The following is an 18,168-nucleotide window of genomic DNA, read 5'->3' as shown; positions in this document are numbered from 1 at the left end:
TTGCAAAAGGTGCCCTTTAAGACCCTTACTAACGCCCTTTTGAAGTCCTATTAAGTACCTTTTGATTTGCTGATTTATAACTGATTGATATACTGTTGGTTATAAAGTCGCTTTTTATATGTGTTTTTGCCGTTGTTTATAGATATTTTACTTGAAATTATGTAATAATTTTTCACGGTACTGCTTATCAAAAAATATTCCCCCATTCTTGTATCTAAAACCAAGAATGGGGGAATTCTTATTTTGTCAGCTTTTCAGCTGAAAGTTATTTGTCGTTAATCAGCAAGAGGAATAGCGAAGTAAGCCTTCTTACCAGTTGGGTAAATACCCTGAACGTAGAGAACTGGGTCCTTGCTGGTAGATGCCTTCTTAACAATATTCTGCAAGTCGTCAATGTTCTTCACCATGGTCTCGTTTACATTCTGAATGATGAAGCCACGATTGATTCCAGCAGACTTCAATGCACCATTGTTAACCTTCAGTACCTCAAGACCATAGTTGATATTCAACTGCTTTTTAAGGGCATCCTGTACTGGACGGAACTGACCACCAAGAACGTCGATGTCAGCCTGCTCGATTACCTTTGTCGTACCCTGTGCATTCTTCAGTGTGATAGTCTTTGAGATTTCTTTCTTATTGCGGATGAAAGTAACGGTTGCCTTATCGCCAGGACGCTTGCTGTTGAGTGCCTGCTGAAGCTCAGACATACGTGTCACCTTCTGTCCGTCAAACTTAGTGATAACATCACCCTTTGCCAAACCTAAGGCTGCACCATTTCCTTCTTCTGAAACCTCGCTAACGTAAACACCAGCATTTGTACCAAGGTCAACGTTCTTGCCTTCTTCTTTCTGAGCGTTGATGAAGTTCAGTACGTCACCACCTTGAATGCCGAGCATTACACGTTGTACGCTACCATACTTCTTGATATCATCAACAACCTTATTCATTATTGATGTTGGGATAGCAAAACCATAACCACTATATGCACCTGTCTGTGAGTAGAGCATAGCGTTGATACCTACTAACTCACCCTGAGTGTTAACCAATGCACCACCAGAGTTACCCTGGTTGATGGCTGCGTCAGTCTGGATAAAGCTCTCAATACCATTGCGAGTAGCGCCCAAACCACGTGACTTAGCACTTACGATACCAGCCGTTACAGTATTGTTGAGGTTGTAAGGGTTACCTACTGCAATTACCCATTCTCCAACTTTCAGCTTGTCGGAGTCGCCAATAGGAAGGGTAGGGAGATCCTTTGCGTTTACCTTTAGCAGTGCGAGGTCAGTCTGCTTGTCGGTGCCAACGATGCGAGCAGAGAACTCACGGTTGTCATTCAGTGTGACTGTCAATTCATCAGCACCCTCAACAACGTGATTATTTGTTACGATATAACCATCAGGTGAGATGATAACACCGCTACCTGTAGCCTCCTTCTTAGGAGTCTGAACCTGCTGACGGCGTGAACCATTACCTTGATTAGGATTTCCAAAGAAACCAAATGGGTCGAAGAAACCACCAAATGGGTCATCTTGAACATCAACGGTCTGCGTCTTAGAATTCTGTACATACTTAATGTGAACGACAGCTGGAAGAGCTTTCTCAGCTGCGTATGTGAGGTCAACTGGCTGACCAGGAGCTACAACTGGTGCTTCTGCAGCATACACTTTGATGAAGGCGCCGGTAGAAAAGGCGAGGGCTGTAACACATGCCGCGCCTGCCAAATACTTTGATAAATTCTTCATATTCTTAATTATTTGTTCGTTAATTACTTTTTTATGTGTCAAGCCGTCATTATTTGTAAATGTCTTGTTGACATATTCTGAAATGCAAATATAGGAGCAAATTTTGTAAAACCGACAATTTGTCAGTTATCTTTATCCGATTTTAACAATTAAAATTTAACACTTAACGACTATTAATCTGATGTGATGTAAATTTTGCATTTATTTGTTTTAGGTAGTTGTTTTGTTCCTAATTGTCATCTTATTGTTTTAATAAGTTGACAAAATGAAAGGAAATGTAAGTCATTGTATCATGTGGTTGATGTAACTCCACTCTTTGGAGAGGGCTTTGGATGAGCACATTATTTAATACTTATAGGTACTGAAAGGTATGGCAGAGATGCAAAAACTACTGTATGACGTGATTATTTTCATGAAAAGAAATTTTTATTGTCATGAAAATACTTTCGTGAAGATATACTCTAATGTGTGTAAAGCCTTGTTTTATAATACGTAGAGCATAGGTATAATAGGTGTAAAGGTAGCTTTAAGAATCTTGTTTATAGCTTGATATGCTATTATGTTGTTATAATTATCTTAATGTCTATGTGTTTAGGTTCACACAATAACTTCTTTCTGTCTTTTTATACTATCTCTTTTCTTGGCTAAGTTTAGATTATCATTGAAATATTTTGGCTTTTCCATGTTTTCCATTATCTTTGCATTCTGATAAGGCAGTGTTCCGGCTCTGTCGCTGGCATCTGTAATGGATGCGAGAGGAAAGTCCGGGCAGCATAGGGCATCCTGCTTCCGAAAATAGAAGCTATTGGTGACAGTAGATGTAGGTAGAAGAAAATAACCGCCATGCAGTAATGTGTGGTAAGGGTGAGAAGGTGGTGTAAGAGACTACCAGCAGGCGGGTGATCGTCTGGCTGTGCCGTTCAGGAGCTGCAAGTTCATGTAAACCGTTGTTTGAGGGTAGCCCGCCCAAGCGCAAGCACAACGGAGGGTAGAATGCTTTAATTGCAAGGTGACTTGTAATATAGATAAATGACAGGCATCTTCCTATTATCGAAAGATGAGGAAGAAACAGAACCCGGCTTATAGGAACACTGTTTTATTTTTCTTTCATATACGCTCATCTTCTCCCATTCTGTTTGGAATGATGGAGGAGAGTTGGGAGTTTTTTATTAATATAAAAACATTGGAAAATCATGAAAGATTTAGAAGAACAGTATGTAACTGTGTTGGATGATTTTCAACACACAGTAGAAAATAAAATCAGAAATCATAAAGACGAAGTGGGCTTCCCTCAGTTACCAGCTAATGTAAGTGAGGAGGAACTTTCTAATTATCTTTTTGATTACCAAGCGGCTTTGGACAGTGAGGGTACAGAGCGTTCGCGTTATACAATAGCGGGCTTCCTTTTGTGCTTACCGATATTGGTAATGTCGGCATTTCCAGATGATTCGCTGCCTTTTAAAGGAATACTGAATGTGTTGGCAGCTATCGGTGTAGGCTTGGTTCTCTTCCTTCTTTATAGGGTAATGATGAAAGTTTTAGTGCGTAACAAGATTCGTCGTGCTAATCAAGACTATCCAGAGGCGAAGGCTTATGTAGACCGAGTTATGGATTTTAAGTAAGTTTTGTTAATGATTTAGTTGTAGTATGGAATTACCTGATTTTCAAAAGTATAAAGACAAGTTTACCCAACAGGGTTTCTTTGACAAGATTCAACGTGTAGCAAAGCGTGCTGGTGCTAAGTTGGTATATGTGGCATTGATTTTGTATTATTTGATACAAAGTGATAAGGTGTCACTTAAGGATAAGGCTATTATCATTGGTGCATTGGGTTATCTCATCTCACCGCTTGATGCTGTGCCTGATGCTATTCCTATTGCAGGACTATCAGACGACCTTGGTGTTTTGCTTTACGTATTAAATAAGGTGTGGTCTTCTGTTGATGATGATATGAAAAAGCAGGCACGCGAAAAGCTGTCAAAGTGGTTTGATGATGATGAGATGGAGGTAGCAGAAGATATCTTTACAGAAGATACTACTAATACTCCAGTGTGAAAAGTAGAATAAGTAGGAAAAGATGTGGCAGTATGTTGTCTTAGCCATAGTGATTTTATCAGCTATAGGCTATGTGGTTTATCGTACGTGGCAATCGTTTCGAGCAGCAAGTGATCCATGTCATGGATGCTCGGGTTGTACCATTCATGATCAGTTAAAGAAAAAGCAGAAATTGGAAGGTCGTAAGAAGCCCGCTTGTTTTAAATAGTTTCATTTAAGAAACCTATCAATAGGATTACTTGAACTTATCTTTTTGCTCGATGTCTGTGAAAGATTCTCGGCATCTTACATGAAGAAGATTTTACGTAATCTTTATTGAAAAAAGTTTCTGAATTGTTTGGTTAAACCGAAATAATTGATTATCTTTGCACTCGCAAATCGCAATTATGATTTGTAATAGAATGGTGCTTGGGCCGGGAGGTTAGGCAATGGTCTGCAAAACCATGTAGAGCGGTTCGATTCCGCTAGGCACCTCAAAAGACTCTCTGTATTGGGAGTCTTTTTTATTTCTATAACTTTGTCAGCACATCATTAGTTGCCCCAATGTTTCGTCAGCGGTTTGATGGTAATGGGTTTAGAAAGCAAAAGAGTTGTAATCAAATGATTACAACTCTTTTGTGGGTAGTGATGGATTCGAACCACCGAAGCTAGAAGCAGCAGATTTACAGTCTGCCCCATTTGGCCACTCTGGAAACTACCCAAGGTGGTGGGCGTTGACGGATTCGAACCGCCGACCCTCTGCTTGTAAGGCAGATGCTCTAAACCAGCTGAGCTAAACGCCCTTACTTTTCGTAAGCGGTTGCAAAAGTAGTCATTTTATTTTAATTGTGCAAACTTTATCATGGTTTTTTCTTCTTTTTCTATTATATGACAAAGAAATGTTCTTTTAGAGTAGGTGTGGTATGGTGATATAAATAAAAACTCCCTATGAGTAGCTTTATGACTCATAGGGAGTTGCTTATTTAAAAGTCGTTGTTAGCTTCTCACAAAGTTCAGGATAAAGAGAACTGCTAATACAACGAGTGTCCAGTTCAGATCCTTCCACTGACGTGTAAAAGTCTTCATGAATACATATGCAATGATTCCTAAGCAAATACCATCAGCGATAGAATAGCAAAGCACCATTGTAATCATTGTGATGAAGGCTGGGAATGATTCTGTAATATCCTGAAGATTGATTTTCTTTACAGAGTCAATCATCAGTACACCTACCATAACCAAAGCTCCACTTGTTGCTGCACTTGGGATGAGTAAGAAGATAGGGGAGAGGAAGAGTGATACGATGAAGAAAATACCTACTGTAAATGCTGTTACACCAGATCGACCACCTTCTGCAATACCGCTTGCGCTCTCAACGTATGTAGTTAGCGTAGAACTACCCAACATAGCACCGCAAGTTGTACCAATGGCATCACTCATCATTGCTTCCTTTACATGCGGGATGTTGCCATTTGGTTCAACTATACCTGTTTTATCAGCTAAGCCCATCAGGGTGCCGATAGTGTCAAAGATGTTTATTAAGAGTAGAGAGAATATTACCAATACAGTCTTAAGATTCAGAAGACCTGAAAAGTCAAACTTACAGAAGATAGGAGTTATGTCCTGTGGTGCAGAAACTGGTAGCCATCCATTAGGAAAGACTGTTACGCCCATTGGTATACCTATAATTGTTGTGATGATGATACCCCAGAACAAAGAGCCTTTGACGTTTCTTGCCATGAGCGCACCACTGAGTAAGATAGCAATGATACCAAGAATACAGGTAGGTGTGAAGGCTCCTAAGCCAACGAGGGTTGCATCGTTATTAACGATAATATTTGCATTCTTCAGACCGATAAAAGCAATGAACATACCAATACCAGCTGATATGGCATAGCGTAAATTTGTCGGGATAGCATTGAGAATCATCTCTCGCACGTTGAAGAAGGTAATTACGACGAAGAGAATACCCTCAATGAGCATGATAGCAAGCGACTGCTGCCATGTAAACTTTAATGATACGCAGAGTGTATAGGCAAAGAAGGCGTTAAGACCCATAGATGGAGCTTGTGCAAAAGGAAGCTTTGCCATAAATGCTAACAACAATGTAGCTATAGCTGCTGCCAGTGCTGTACCTGTGAAGAGCGCTCCCTTGTCCATACCAGTACTTGCAAGAATACTTGGATTGACAGCTAAGATATAGCTCATAGTTAAGAATGTTGTTGCTCCTGCGATAATCTCAGTGCGGAGCTTCATAGATTTGGAATCAAATCCGAGGGCTTTTTCTAAGAAAGTCATCATTGTTTTAAGGTTTAAATACTCTTTAGTTTATATTGATGTTTTATTTATCCAATCATCAAGAATTATTCGTGCAATTGATAAAGGCTCAGGAATGGTTGGTAGGTTGTCTTTAGTAAACCAGGCTGCTTTTGATAGTTCGCTTTGTTGTAGATGAATGTCTCCACCGTCATAATCGGCATTAAAGCCTACCATCAGACCACAAGGATAGGGCCAAGGTTGTGAACCAAAATAACGGATGTTCTTTATCTTGATCCCTGTTTCTTCTTCTACCTCACGATGTACAGCCTCTTCGAGTGTTTCACCAGTCTCAACAAAGCCCGCTACAAGTCCATAGAAATCGGTCTTGAAGTTACGAGCATGTACCAAAAGGATTTCGTCGCCTCGGTGTACAAGAACGATGACTGCTGTTGCCAATTGTGGCCATACTTCTTTTCCACAATTCGTACAACGCTTTGATATATCGGTGTGTATCTTCATTGGTGCACCACAAACGCCACAGAACTTAGTGTTATTATCCCAGTAAAGTAGTTCATGACACTTGCCAGCCTTAAGATAAAGTTCCTTGGAAAGGTGGTAGAAAGATGGACGTAAGCCACACATCTCATACAGAGGATTGTTCGTAATAGGTTGGTCTATCATGACCGCCTTCACTTCTGTACAATCCTCCATAGGAGTGACATTCAGTACATGTGTCCAAGGATGTAGTGTTACTGGAGCTTCTTCAGAAAGTGGAATGGTATAGCCTTTACCCACTTTCTCAAGCATGATATCTGTCTTACAGAAAACAAACCAGTATTTTTTCATTGGTCTCAGTATTAATCTTTTGCCTAATTCTATTAACCTTAAACTCTAAACTGTCATTATGTTTATTACTCTTTGGTTACTTTCCCTTCTTATTTGTTTATTCTCCAAAAAGAAGTTTGCGGTCACGTGCTGCAGCAGGAATGGTCCATGTCTCTGGAATAAACTTCCAGTTATGGTTTGGCTGTGGATTCATCACACCTGCCTTCTTTATCTCTTCCATCAAATAATGGCGTTGGTCTTTTGGGCTTTCCCAAATGATTCGACTCTTCAAAGAGTCACGTGGAATACCAGCACCCTTGGTTAATAACTCGCCACCACCATTAGCACGATAGCTATTAACTGCTACTGTGTACCACTTATTTTCATCAAATGGTTCTCCATTACTCATGCGAAGGATACGTACCTTCTGTCCGTCAGGTTTCGTAACGTCTACTTCATAATCTATACCAGCTGCTGAATCAAAGTTGAATGAGAAGTTCTTGAAACCAAGACGTTGTGCATCATTCTGTGTGTTAGAGAGCAAAAGCAGATGGTCGTCAGGACTCTTCATTGTGTTACACCATAGGTCATAACTCATTTCAAGATGCTTACGAATCTCTTTACCTGTCAAACGCATGGTACAGAGGTTATTCTCATACTTATAAAGATTGAACATATCAGCAACAGTGATAGGACCAGCCTTGATAGATGCGTTGAATAATAAAGGTGCATTGAAAGCAATATCTGCCTTAGTAATCTCCAACTCCAAGTTGAGGATAAGGTCGTTGAAAGCAGAGTTGCCAAAGTAACTATCTTTTGAATAGATAGTATTTTCAAATCTTCCAATTACCTGGTCGCTCCATGCCTTTACAGCATCAATCTCTGGCTGGAAGTGCTGAATGAAAGCATCGTCAGCTTTGAGTTCCTTTACATCAACCAATTCACCCGTAGCTTTTGTTACGGTGTATTGCCGTTTACCTTTGACAGTCTTAGGTCTAAGGGTTAATGTTGCTATGGCTACACGTTGTGCATTGTTAGCAGGGTCAAGACAGATTACGTCTTTACCAACAATATTCTTTTCAATCGAACTATGTGGAGTATGGTCATGACCGAAGAACACAATATCAAAACCTGGTACTTCCTTTGCTACCTTCTTCGAAGCGTCTTCGTCGTATTCTGGCGTCTTGATACCACCATCCCAGCCAGAATGGAACAAACCAACAATAACGTCTGGCTTTTCTTTCGTTTTCACTTCTGCCATTGTTCGCTTGGCACAAGAGACCATTTCTTCAAAGCGTAGACCACTCCAAATACTCTCTTTCAACCAGTTAGGTATAGCAGGAGTGAGCATACCGATAACACAAACCTTAATACCATTCTTTTTCTTGATAGTATAATAAGGTAAGATATAAGGCTTATTAGTCTTTGTGTCAATAATATTTGCACCAAGGATAGGGAACTTCAGTTCCTTAAACCATTTGTCATAAACCTTATGTCCTGTCTCTATATCGTGGTTTCCAACCGTTGCTACGTCATATCCCATATAGTTAAGCACGCTTGCAGCGATGTTAGTCTTCTCTGGTGCGACGTAATTATAGTAGTAGGAGATAGGCTGACCTTGTAGGATATCGCCATTATCCAATAAATAGACATTGTCTTTCCCATCCTTCTTACGCAGCTCTTCTACCAATGTATAGACTCTTGCCATAGAACCACTTTTAGGTTTTCTGGTGATGAAGTCGTATGGGAAGAAAGAACCATGCACATCAGTTGTTTCGATAAGTTTGATAGTAACATCTTTCTGTTGTGCCATAGTTGAAGAACTGAGTCCTAACATGATGGAAAGTAATATTGTTGAAAGTTTCATAACTTTATTTTTAATTCAACTGCAAAAGTACTAAATTATACGGAAAAAAACGAACTTGATTTGTTATGTTTCAAAAGTCTTTTTAAAGGTTAGTTGAGTTGGGGTAGGCGTGTTTTATGGGTTAATGTAGAATTGTTTGATAAAGTCAGAATATGTAATCCAATTAAGGTTGATTGTAGCAAAATAACAGGAGCACATAACTTAAAATCTTTTATCACGCTTTCAAACATTCATGGTAGATATCTTTCCTGTTGAATGCTTTGAGCATATATAAAAGTTTAAGTTGTGTACTCCAGTTCTTTTATTGCGGTTCTAACTGTGAAGAATCTAAATAACGCCTTGCGCCATCATTGCCTTAGCAACTTTAATGAAGCCTGCTACATTAGCACCCTTTACATAGTTGATATATCCATCTGACTCTGTTCCGTATTTTACACAGTTTGCGTGGATATCATCCATAATCTGATGGAGTTTCTGGTCAACCTCTTCACGGCTCCACTTCAGACGTCCAGAGTTCTGACTCATCTCAAGTCCTGACACTGCTACACCACCGGCATTACTTGCTTTACCTGGGCAATAAAGTACTTTTGCCTCTTGGAAAATCTTTACTGCCTCTGGTGTAGAAGGCATGTTTGCACCTTCTGTCACAGCAATAACACCATTCTTTACGAGTTCAGCAGCTGCTTCTCCGTTGATTTCATTCTGTGTAGCACATGGAGTTGCGATGTCAGCCTTCTCAGACCAAGGTCTTCCTCCTGGGACATACTTCACATTATACTTCTCTGCATACTCACGAATACGTCCACGCTCAATGTTCTTAAGTTCCATTATATAAGCCAACTTCTCCTCATCTATGCCATCTGGGTCATAGATGTAACCATCAGAATCAGAACAGGTAAGGGGCTTTGCACCTAATTCAAGCAACTTTTCTATTGTGTACTGTGCTACATTACCCGAACCAGAGACAAGGACAGTCTTACCTTTAAGGTCAATATTGCGAGTCTTAAGCATGTTCTGCAAGAAGTATACATTACCATATCCTGTTGCTTCAGGACGGATGAGGGAACCACCGAACTCCTGACCTTTACCTGTAAGAATACCAACAAACTGATTCGTCAGTTTCTTATATTGTCCAAACATATAGCCAACTTCGCGTCCACCAACACCGATGTCACCAGCTGGAACGTCACAGTCTGGACCAATGTAATTCCACAATTCTCTCATGAAAGCCTGACAGAAACGCATTACCTCTGCATTTGACTTACCTCGAGGAGAAAAGTCTGAACCACCCTTAGCGCCACCCATAGGGAGTGTTGTCAGTGAGTTCTTGAATGTCTGTTCAAAGGCAAGGAATTTTAAGATAGACTCATTAACCGATGCATGGAAACGTAATCCACCTTTGTAAGGACCAATAGTGTTGTTATGTTGTACACGGAAGCCCATATTGGTTTGTACATTTCCCTTGTCATCAACCCAGTTTACACGGAACTTAATGATTCTGTCTGGCACACAGAGTCGCTCGATAAGATTGGCTTGTTCAAAACCTGGATGTTTATTGTATTCATCTTCGATCGTATCTAATACCTGTGAAACAGCCTGAATATACTCTGGCTCATTTGGAAAACGCTGTTTTAATCTCTCTACGACTTCTGTTGCTTTCATAAATAGTTGTTTTTATTATTATACCCTGAAATGTTCTGTTTTTATAATTACGCTTGTTTATGTTGCAAAGATAACGATTTTTGCTTAAATATCTATCTTTTTGTTGTAAAATATTTGATTATGGTGTGAATAAGTCACTATCAACTCACTTTCGATTTTAGTAGAATACCTGTTATCTTTTTTGCAAGATGAAGAGCGTATTGTTAGTACTACATATACGTAAACATCTTACCTTATTACACTATTTTTTATAATTCATGTTGCTGTCACTTTTAACATTTCGTGCAAGTGTTTGTAAAATAAATAGTTACCTATATATAGGTAATGACAGTAGTGACAGGAAAATTAATCTTGATAAAAGCCACTTTGCTATAGTTTTTTATCTTAACGCATAATTACTGCATTACAAGTCGGATAAGTATGTTTGGGTTTAAATATTTTAAGTGAGGTTGTATTTTCCATTTTTACAAATCTTCTCCCTACATTTTTATGCTTAGCACATTATGTGCGAACGCTTCGCACATGTTGTGCGGAGGGTAAGCACCAATGGTGTGGAGGAGTATTACTATTTTCTTTAGTCACAGAATCTGTTGCATGGGACTTCGGATATATTGATTAATAAGGCTTAGTAATGAAGAAGAGTATTCCTTTTTGAGCGTTTGAAGACTTCTTCTTTTATTAATTTCGTAGATAGACAGAGTTCTTGGCAGGTTATGTAACTCGAAATAGTGTGCAATGTCTTTGTTTCAAAAACAAACAAGCTATTCGATAATAGCATACAATCTGTTTAGGTTTAATAAACTAATATGAGTAAAAAACTATGTTTTATGCGTATAATACGATAAAGGTTTGATAGCGATATAACAATGCCCATAATCCTTGTTTGGGATTACGGGCATTATATAATAATGTGTAAACGAACTCGCTTTACTTCTTACCGAGTCCACGAAGCCACTTCAGAGGTTTTTTAATAAGAGCCTTCAAGCCTGATTCGTTGTTTGATGTTGATGGCAACTCCTCACGAATATCATATTTCGTACTCCTTCTTACAGACTTGTCTTCTGGTGTACGCTGGCGGTTGTTACGTTTCTTACGCTTATTGTTAGGCTTCTTATTCTGCTGATTGGTAGTGTTGTCAGCATTGCCTTTATTATTAGCAGGTTTTCTGTCATTGCGCTTCTCGTTCTCTGTTTTTGTCTGACGCTCCTGCTGCTTACCCTTATTCTGACGGTTATTCTTCTTGTTTACTGGTTTACCCTCAGTTGCTACAGGCTTGTTATCTTGCTGCTTTTGAGTTTTATTATTCTGTTTGTTACCAGCCTTACGCTCCTGTTGGTTCGCGTTGTTCTCGTCAGTGTTGTTCTGTGTCTGTGGTGCAGGACGTCTGTTGCGCTGCTTGTTGTTTCCCTGTTTCTTGTCCTTATGACTCTGATGGTCACGGTCCTTACGGCGACGGCTCTTGGCACTATTGCCACCCTTCTTAGGCTTTCCGTTGCTCTTATATTCAGGACCTTCGCCAAGTTCTGCTGGTAGTTGCGCCTTCTCAACCTCCTTCTCTAAGAACGATTCAATCTGCTGGAAGAAGTAGATATCGTCTTCATTCACGAAGGTAATCGCCTTTCCGTCACGGTCAGCACGTGCTGTACGGCCAATACGGTGAACATAATCCTCTGCGTCATGAGGTACATCATAGTTGATGACCATTGCAATATCATCGATATCAATACCACGTGAAACGATGTCAGTAGCCACCAATACATCAATTTGTCCGCTCTTGAACTTAAACATAACGTCATTACGCTGTTCTTGATCGAGGTCGGAATGCATCTCACCACAGTTGATGTGCATGCGATTAAGCGATCCTGCAATCTGCTTTACCTTCTGTTTTAAACCTGAGAAGATAATGACACGCTTGAGATCTCCAGCCTTGAAGATATCCTTAATGATACCCATTTTCTGCGTTTCATAGCATACGTAAGCTGTCTGCTGAATCTTCTCTGCAGGTTTACTAACAGCGAGTTTAATCTCAACAGGATTCTTTAGCAATGTCTTCGCAAGTTCTTCAATCTTCTTAGGCATTGTAGCAGAGAACATAATTGTCTGACATGTTGCAGGCAATTTCTTTGCAATAGTCATAATGTCATCAGCAAAACCCATGTCGAGCATACGGTCGGCTTCGTCAAGGATGAAGAAACTCACCTTAGATAAGTCTACGTTACCGAGAGAGATGTGAGAGATGAAACGACCCGGTGTAGCAATCACTACATCTGCTCCTAATGCGAGACTCTTCAACTCTTGGTCGTATCTATTACCATCATTACCGCCATAGACAGCAACACAAGATACACCATCAAGATAGTAGGCAAAGCCCTGCATACCTTGGTCAATCTGCTGTGCTAACTCGCGAGTAGGCGACATGATGACACAATTAATTGCTGACTCAGGGTAGCCACCATCAGCCAGTTTAGAGAGAACTGGAAGGAGGTAAGCCGCTGTTTTACCTGTTCCAGTCTGGGCAACGCCCAATACGTCGTGTCCTTTTAATATTTCGGGAATGCACTTCTCCTGAACTGGAGTACATTCATCAAAACGCATGTCATATAGTGCGTCAAGTACGTTATCGTTTAAATCTAAATCTTCAAAATACATATTTTACTGTTTTGCCCTTCTTCAATGAGGGTAGTTTTTACTTTTGTTTTATTCGCCTTATTAACTTGGTGCATGTCTATAGCAGAAGTAGGCGATGATAGCAAAGATAATGTTTGGTATCCATGCTGCCAATATAGGCGGTGTATCATCCTGAATAGCAAAGGTTGCTGAAACGGTCTGGAGCATGATATAGCCGAAACTCAATGCCAAACCGATTCCAAGATAGAGTCCCATTCCACCTTTCCTCTTACGTGAAGAGAGGGAGAGACCGATAATGGTGAGGATAAAAGACGAGAACGACATCGCTATTCGTTTGTGGAACTCAACTTCATACTGTACCACATTACCAGAGCCACGGCTGGTCTGCTTGGAGATATAGTTTAGTAGTTCTGGAGAGGTAAAGGTCTCCTGTTGACCTTTAGAATAGACAAGGTCGGTCGGTTCCATGAGTAGAACGGTGTCCTTTGATGCTCCACTTTGGATATGCTCCTTTAATCCTTTGAGTGTACGTATCTTCCAATTACTTACCTTCCAATGATACTTTGTGTCAGCAACGGTATCATACTGAATCTCCATTGCAGTCATGTGGCTGACAATCTTCTTGTTTTTAGTCTTTACAAGTGAGAATCCATAGCCCCGTTTATACTGGTCGTCGTAATGCTGAATATAAGCGGTAGTATTCTTTGCAACAAACAGTTGTACGTTCTCTGCCGATGTGTTCTTTTTAGAATTACGATAGAGTGTCTCAAAGTTTTGGCGAATAACAGTCCCATGAGGTATCACAAAGCTATTAAGATAGAATGTTAAGCCTGCGATGAGAATACATGATATCATGTAAGGGCGCATCAGTCGTCTGATAGACATGCCTGCTGCCATCATTGATATAATCTCAGAATTACCAGCCAGTTTGGAAGTAAAGAAGATTACTGCAATGAATACGAATAGTGGTGAGAAGAGATTGGAATAGTAAGGGACGAAGTTGGCGTAGTAATCAAAGATGATTGCTCGCCATGGGGCATGATATTGCGTGAACTTAGAGAGGTTCTCGTTGAAGTCGAACACAATAGCAATGGAGATAATCAATAAGATAGCATAGATGTATGTACCTATGAACTTCTTAATGATATACCAGTCCAGAATACCGATATAACGCGAAGGGGAGAGCATCTGAAGTAGATGTCCGACCTTCTTCAAGACAGGAAAGCGTGCAAAAACACGTTGCCCGAAATGTTTAATCAGTTTCTTAACTTTATCAACAATCTCTTTAACCTTACTCATTTGGTTTCTTCTTAAATTCTTCTTCCTAACTGTTCAATGACAGAAGCTTTCCACTGTACGAAGTCACCCTGCTCAATATGTGTACGTGCATCCGTTACGAGACGGAGATAGAACGCAAGGTTGTGGATGCTGGCAATCTGCATTGCGAGTAATTCTCCCGCTTTGAAGAGATGATGGAGATAGGCTTTACTTGTGATAACATCAATGTCACAGCCATCTGGATCAATCGGTGAGAAATCATTTTCCCACTTCTTATTCTTCATATTCATCGTACCATTGTAGGTGAAGAGCATTGCATTACGGCCGTTGCGAGTAGGCATAACGCAGTCGAACATATCTACACCGCGCTCAATAGCTTCAAGAATGTTCTGTGGTGTACCAACTCCCATCAGGTAACGAGGCTTGTCCTTTGGAAGAATCTCATTGACTACTTCAATCATCTCATACATTACCTCTGTTGGTTCACCGACTGCCAAGCCACCGATAGCATTACCATCTGCACCCTTATCAGCCACAAACTTTGCTGCTTCACGGCGTAAGTCTTTGTAAGTACAGCCTTGAACGATAGGGAAGAGACTTTGGTTATGACCGTAGAGCGGCTCCGTCTCGTTGAATCGTTTGATACAACGATCAAGCCAACGCTGTGTCATTTCCAAACTCTTTTTGGCATATTGGTAATCGCTCTGTCCTGGAGGGCACTCGTCGAAAGCCATCATAATATCAGCACCAATGATTCGTTCGGTGTCCATCACGTTCTCGGGTGTGAAGATATGCTTAGAACCATCGATGTGACTTCTGAACTCACAGCCCTCTTCTGACAGTTTACGAATACCTGTCAATGAGAAAACTTGGAAGCCACCAGAGTCTGTCAGGATTGGACGATCCCAACCATTGAAACCATGCAGACCACCTGCAGCCTTGATGATATCAAGTCCCGGACGCAGGTAAAGGTGATAGGTATTACCTAAGATAATCTGTGCCTTAACTTGTTTTCGCAACTCCTCAAAGTGTACACCCTTAACAGAACCGACGGTACCAACAGGCATAAAGATAGGAGTCTTTATCTGTCCGTGGTCGGTTGTGATGATACCTGTGCGGGCATCACTGGCATTATCTGTATGCTGAAGCTCAAATGTCATTATTTTGTTTCCTCCTTCTTTTCTTCAACAATCGTAAAGTCTACAGGGTGTTCTACCTTTTCATCGGTCAAAGCAAAGTCCCATACCTGCTGAATGTTCTCAACGAAGTGGAATTGAAGACCCTTACGATAAACCTCAGGAATCTCCTCAACATCCTTCTTATTCTCTGAACACATCACGATATCAGTAATTCCTGCACGTTTAGCAGCAAGTATCTTCTCCTTGATACCACCCACTGGAAGAACCTTACCACGTAAGGTTATCTCACCCGTCATAGCTGTGTTCTTACGTACCTTACGCTGTGTAAGTGCTGAAGCAATACTTGTCGCAATCGTTATACCAGCTGAAGGACCATCCTTTGGAGTTGCTCCTTCTGGTACGTGGATATGGATGTTCCACTGTTCAAAGATGCGATAATCTACGTTCAATGCGCTGATATGTGCCTTGACATACTCCAATGCAATGACAGCAGACTCTTTCATGACGTCACCAAGGTTACCAGTCAGGGTTAACTTACCCGCTTTACCCTTAGAAAGTGAGGTTTCAATAAAGAGAATCTCACCACCAACACTGGTCCATGCAAGACCTGTTACCACACCTGCATATTTGTTGCCCTGGTAGATATCACGTGTGAAAGGTGGCTTACCTAATAGATCCTCCAACTTATCTGGAGTAATCTTCGTATAAGGAAGTTGCTTATCCATAGCCTGCTTGAAAGCCAACTTGCGCATAGCCTTGTTGATTTGCTTCTCAAGTTGACGCACACCACTTTCGCGTGTATAGTTTTCAATAATCTTTTCCAACGTTGCCTTGGCAAACTTTGGTTTCTCTTCTAACTGGTCTAAACCTGTATTTTCGAGTTCTTTTGGTACGAGGTGGCGTTTTGCTATCTCAACCTTTTCTTCCGTGATGTAACCTGAAACCTCAATAAGTTCCATACGGTCGAGTAGTGGACGTGGAATAGTATTGAGGTCGTTTGCCGTAGCTATGAACAATACCTTTGATAAGTCATAGTCCATATCCAGATAATTATCATGGAAAGCGTTGTTCTGCTCAGGGTCGAGAACCTCCAACAAGGCTGATGATGGGTCGCCATTAACAGTGTTCTGAGTAACTTTGTCAATCTCGTCAAGAATGAAAACAGGATTTGATGAGCCTGCCTTTTGGATATTCTTGATGATACGTCCAGGCATAGCACCAATGTAAGTCTTACGGTGTCCTCTGATTTCAGATTCGTCGTGGAGACCACCGAGAGATACACGTATATACTTACGCTTCATAGCTTCCGCAATACTCTTACCCAAACTGGTCTTACCAACACCCGGAGGACCGTAAAGGCAGAGAATTGGCGACTTCAGATTGCCACGCAACTGAAGGACTGCAATGTATTCAAGGATACGTTCCTTCACCTTCTCCATACCATAGTGATCCTTATCGAGAATACGTTTTGCACGCTTCAAGTCAAGATCGTCCTTAGTATATTCATTCCATGGTAGGTTGACCATTGTCTGCAGATAATTCACCTGCACACTGTAATCAGGGCTCTGTGGGTTTAAGGTGTCAAGTTTGTCTAATTCCTTTTGGAATATCTTGGCAATATCTTCTGACCACTTTTTATTCTTAGCCTTTTCAAGTAATTCTTTCTTGTCAGGTGCAGAATCGCCATCACCCAATTCTTCCTTAATGTTCTTAATCTGCTGATGTAGGAAGTATTCGCGCTGCTGTTCGTCAAGGTCCTCACGTGTTTTTGAGCGTATATCCTGACGGAGATGCTGGAACTGAATTTCACGATTCAGCACCTTCATCAACGCAAACAGACGATCTTTGATAGAATTTTCTTCTAACATTTGAATCTTGTCTGTTACTGGGAATGGCATAGTTGAACACACATAATTCACTGCGACAACAGGATTGTTGATGTTGTCGAGTGCAAACTGTGTGTCATCTGGGATGTCATCGCTACCATGGATATACTCCTTAGTGACCATCTTCATGTCCTCAACAGCCGTAGAGAATTCCTTGTCTCTCTTTGGCTCAGCTTCTTCTGGTATAGCAACGGTATATCCCTTCATGTAGGGCTCAGTAGTTGTGATGTCCTTAATCTTACACTTACCAAGTCCCTGTAAGATGACCGTGCGGTTGTTCCCCTCGTAATTGCCAGGCATATCAAAGGCACGAACGAATCGTGCGTAGATACCTGTCATATAGACATCGTCTACTTGAGGGTCATTAATGTTGCTATCTTTCTGACTTACAATTGCTATAATCGTGTTAGGGTTCTCTTCCAAGTGTTCGACAAGAGCCAGAGTTGGTTTTCTGCCAACGAGGATAGGGGAGAGAATACCTGGGAACATAACGAGGTTACGGGTTACGAAAATAGGGATTTCACCATCAACTTGTACGTCCAAGTTTGGCATGTCTCCTTCGTAATCAGTAATCATTTGTATAGAGCTATTTTGTTTCATAAAGTTCTTTTATACCTGCTTTTAGCTTGCAAAGGTACAAAATAAAACCGAAAGACTAAAAGAATAATTGTGCTTTAATTAGCTATCTTGTAAAAAGGTGGGGTTATGTGCATAAGAAACAGGTGGCAAATAGTAGGATGTTTGTACTCCGCTCATTTGGTGTTGATGCTTCGCACCATTGGTGTTAAGCCTCCGCACTATGTGTGCTAAGCCTCTTTGCTCCGATAAAAGTTGGTGAGTAAGCCTAC

General features: G+C 40.7%; 11 protein-coding genes, 3 tRNA genes and 1 other RNA gene. 4 read left to right on the top strand and 11 right to left on the bottom strand.

Annotation, left to right across the window (positions count from 1 at the left end; all coding sequences use genetic code 11):
* Positions 1-275 precede the first annotated feature (275 nt).
* Positions 276-1,742, bottom strand: coding sequence for a trypsin-like peptidase domain-containing protein (locus HMPREF1505_RS11060; RefSeq protein WP_036925337.1), 1,467 nt, complete (start codon positions 1,740-1,742; stop codon positions 276-278).
* Positions 1,743-2,455: 713 nt separating this feature from the next.
* On the opposite strand from HMPREF1505_RS11060, the gene rnpB reads away from it, so the two are divergent.
* The 4 genes from rnpB to HMPREF1505_RS13220 all read left to right on the top strand — a co-directional run bounded on the left by rnpB (position 2,456) and on the right by HMPREF1505_RS13220 (position 4,271).
* Positions 2,456-2,841, top strand: an RNA gene (gene rnpB, locus HMPREF1505_RS12710) — RNase P RNA component class A.
* A 94-nt stretch (positions 2,842-2,935) separates the two neighbouring features.
* A complete protein-coding gene (locus HMPREF1505_RS11055) occupies positions 2,936-3,364 on the top strand; it encodes a hypothetical protein (RefSeq protein ID WP_036925336.1) in 429 nt (142 codons plus the stop codon).
* Positions 3,365-3,389: 25 nt separating this feature from the next.
* Positions 3,390-3,797 (top strand): YkvA family protein, encoded by a 408-nt coding sequence (locus tag HMPREF1505_RS11050; protein WP_004360837.1) that lies wholly within the window; start codon positions 3,390-3,392, stop codon positions 3,795-3,797.
* Positions 3,798-4,200: 403 nt separating this feature from the next.
* Positions 4,201-4,271: transfer RNA gene (locus HMPREF1505_RS13220), tRNA-Cys, on the top strand.
* A 144-nt stretch (positions 4,272-4,415) separates the two neighbouring features.
* On the opposite strand, the gene HMPREF1505_RS11045 is transcribed toward HMPREF1505_RS13220, so the two are convergent.
* From HMPREF1505_RS11045 to lon, 10 genes are all read right to left on the bottom strand, one after another.
* Positions 4,416-4,497, bottom strand: a tRNA-Tyr gene (locus HMPREF1505_RS11045).
* Between the two features lie 4 nt (positions 4,498-4,501).
* Positions 4,502-4,579 (bottom strand) — tRNA-Val (locus tag HMPREF1505_RS11040).
* Between the two features lie 193 nt (positions 4,580-4,772).
* On the bottom strand, positions 4,773-6,074 hold the full coding sequence (locus HMPREF1505_RS11035) for an NCS2 family permease (RefSeq protein ID WP_036925343.1): 1,302 nt from the start codon (positions 6,072-6,074) through the stop codon (positions 4,773-4,775).
* 30 nt (positions 6,075-6,104) lie between these two features.
* Positions 6,105-6,881 carry an NAD(+) diphosphatase gene (gene nudC / locus HMPREF1505_RS11030; protein ID WP_036925335.1) on the bottom strand — a complete coding sequence of 259 codons (777 nt, stop codon included), beginning with the start codon at positions 6,879-6,881 and terminating at the stop codon, positions 6,105-6,107.
* Positions 6,882-6,978: 97 nt separating this feature from the next.
* The gene (locus tag HMPREF1505_RS11025) at positions 6,979-8,727 is read right to left on the bottom strand and encodes a bifunctional UDP-sugar hydrolase/5'-nucleotidase (RefSeq protein ID WP_036925333.1); all 1,749 of its coding nucleotides are present in this window, start codon (positions 8,725-8,727) and stop codon (positions 6,979-6,981) included.
* Positions 8,728-9,054: 327 nt separating this feature from the next.
* A complete protein-coding gene (locus tag HMPREF1505_RS11020; RefSeq protein WP_036925332.1) occupies positions 9,055-10,389 on the bottom strand; it encodes an NADP-specific glutamate dehydrogenase in 1,335 nt (444 codons plus the stop codon).
* Positions 10,390-11,316: 927 nt separating this feature from the next.
* Entirely contained in the window at positions 11,317-13,038 is a 1,722-nt protein-coding gene (locus HMPREF1505_RS11015; RefSeq protein ID WP_036925330.1) for a DEAD/DEAH box helicase, read from the bottom strand.
* 60 nt (positions 13,039-13,098) lie between these two features.
* Positions 13,099-14,316 carry an LptF/LptG family permease gene (locus HMPREF1505_RS11010; protein ID WP_036925329.1) on the bottom strand — a complete coding sequence of 406 codons (1,218 nt, stop codon included), beginning with the start codon at positions 14,314-14,316 and terminating at the stop codon, positions 13,099-13,101.
* A gap of 11 nt (positions 14,317-14,327) precedes the next feature.
* On the bottom strand, positions 14,328-15,455 hold the full coding sequence (gene tgt / locus HMPREF1505_RS11005) for a tRNA guanosine(34) transglycosylase Tgt (RefSeq protein ID WP_036925328.1): 1,128 nt from the start codon (positions 15,453-15,455) through the stop codon (positions 14,328-14,330).
* Positions 15,455-17,920: an endopeptidase La gene (gene lon / locus HMPREF1505_RS11000; RefSeq protein WP_036925327.1), complete on the bottom strand. Its 2,466-nt coding sequence runs from the start codon at positions 17,918-17,920 to the stop codon at positions 15,455-15,457. Before lon ends, tgt begins: the two co-directional genes overlap by 1 nt.
* Positions 17,921-18,168: the final 248 nt, after the last annotated feature.

It is taken from the genome of Prevotella sp. ICM33 (assembly GCF_000517825.1).
Lineage (GTDB): Bacteria > Bacteroidota > Bacteroidia > Bacteroidales > Bacteroidaceae > Prevotella > Prevotella melaninogenica.
Note: the sequence above shows the minus strand (reverse complement) of the source record. Positions and strands in the feature narration are given on the sequence as shown.